We start from the raw sequence: 1,926 nt of genomic DNA, 5'->3' as shown, positions 1-1,926 counted from the left end.
GTTATTTCGAGCGAAGGACAACGAATGGGATGGTCGAGGGAATCAACAATAAACTTAAACTAATAAAACGGAGAAGCTATGGCTTTAGAAACTTTCGGAATTTTTGGGTTAGAAGTATGTTGTCTTGGCATCTTGTCTGTTAATTTAGCATAAAGGGTAACGAAGAGCCCAATTAATATTAATTAGGAGAGAAGTCATGGCAACAGGTTTTGCCCCCGTATTGGAACCAGAAAAGAAAGCTCAACAGCCAACGACCGGGCCGTTAACACCAATCAATGAAATTCAAGCCAGGTTATTGAATTATGTTCAAGATATTCCTGACCCGAGAGTTTCTCGAACTCAAAAACATTTGCTGACCGATATTTTAGTGATTGCGATTTTAGCCGTGGTCGCAACGCGCTCGCTACGCGAGATCGCCGGGGCGCAAGGTTGGGAAGACATGGAAAATTATGGCATCAGTAAGCAGGCTTGGTTATCGGAATTTTGGGAATTACCCAATGGCATCCCTTCTGATGATACTTTTCGTCGGGTTTTTGAACGGATTAAGCCGGAAGCTCTCGAACAAGTTTTGTCTCAATGGCTACAACATTTGATGGGTTCTCTCGCGGGAGAAATTGTCCCCATAGACGGGAAAAATCTCAAAGGTTCCTACGATCGTAATCAAGGGATAAAAGCCTTACATTTAGTCACCGCCTGGGCAAGTGAGCAACGATTGGTTTTAGGACAAGTCAAGGTGGAAGATAAGTCTAATGAGATTACGGCGATTCCTGCCCTACTAGAATTATTAGATATCTCGGGTGCGATTATCACCATTGACGCGATGGGAACTCAAACTGAGATTGTTCGACAAATTCGCCAAAAAAAAGCTGATTATGTGTTAGCACTTAAAGCTAATCATCCCACTCTTCACTCTCAGGTTAAGAATTGGTTCGATCAGGCTCAAGCTCATAACTTTGAAGGGATTATAGCGTTTCTGATTCACAAGAGGTACATTCCCGATCCTGAACAGCTTAATCAGCAAAGGTTTAAGTGTGCCGCACAGATGCGAGAACCGCTATAAATTTAGTTATGACTATCGCCTAGAAAAAGGTCATCATCGTCTAGAAAAGCGTTGGTGTTGGGCTGTACCTTTAGAAGCTTTTGGCGGTCTTTACCAACAACAGCAATGGTTAGGACTTAAAAGTATTGTTATGGTTAAACGGATTCGCCATCTCTGGAATAAAACTACTCACGAAGTCCAATTTTATCTCAGTTCTCTCCAGGCTGATGCTCAAATCATCGGTAAGGCTATTCGTAAACACTGGGGCATTGAAAATCAAGTCCACTGGACTTTAGATGTTACTTTTAATGAAGATAAGTGTCGGATTCGGTCTTGGCATAGCCCTCGGAATTTTGGTCTCCTCAGACGGCTAGCACTTAACGCCCTTAACCAGGAATCCACTTACCGACGTAGTCTGCGACAAAAAAGTAAGCGCGCGGCGATGGACAATGACTATATGGTGGCTGTGCTGAGTTCCTTTTGTCAAGCGTGATTGAGATGCTCTTACCCTGAATTCCTAGTCTTTTTAATTTCGATAAATCTGGCTCTGTAATTTCTTCGGCGATGTCCTCTACTATTCTTTGAATCTCTTCTTCCGTTACGTTATTTCTTCGGCTAACATTTAAAATATCTGCTGCTTTTAATTGTTCGAGTATATTCTCGGCTAGTCTTTTCGTGTAGGTTCGTTTCTTGGCGACAAAATCTAACTCTTCGCTAAAGGGTTTCTGACAATTACCGCACTTAAATTGACGACGATTAACTTGTAGGTACACTGGTTGTCCTGAGATTGGTAAATCTTTGACTAAATGTCGATGATTTTGGTGGAGTTTATCGCTCTCTAACCCACAACGAGGACAGATTGCTTTTTGATTTTTCGATTCGATTCG

1 protein-coding gene and 2 pseudogenes are annotated in these 1,926 nt (G+C 42.1%); 2 read left to right on the top strand and 1 reads right to left on the bottom strand.

The features are described from left to right. Both PX482_RS00385 and PX482_RS00380 read left to right on the top strand, forming a co-directional pair. The coding region (locus PX482_RS00385) for a transposase (RefSeq protein WP_288121942.1) at positions 1 to 143 on the top strand (143 nt) is incomplete at its 5' end. A 53-nt stretch (positions 144 to 196) separates the two neighbouring features. After that, a pseudogene (locus tag PX482_RS00380) lies at positions 197 to 1,532 on the top strand (ISAs1 family transposase). A gap of 19 nt (positions 1,533 to 1,551) precedes the next feature. Here the strand turns inward: PX482_RS00380 and PX482_RS00375 are convergent. After that, a pseudogene (locus tag PX482_RS00375) lies at positions 1,552 to 1,926 on the bottom strand (transposase family protein); the annotation flags it as partial.

It is taken from the genome of Microcystis sp. M53602_WE12 (genome assembly GCF_030065455.1).
Lineage (GTDB): Bacteria > Cyanobacteriota > Cyanobacteriia > Cyanobacteriales > Microcystaceae > Microcystis > Microcystis aeruginosa.
The sequence above is the reverse complement of the archived record's forward strand: the minus strand, read 5'-3'. Positions and strand labels throughout refer to the sequence as shown.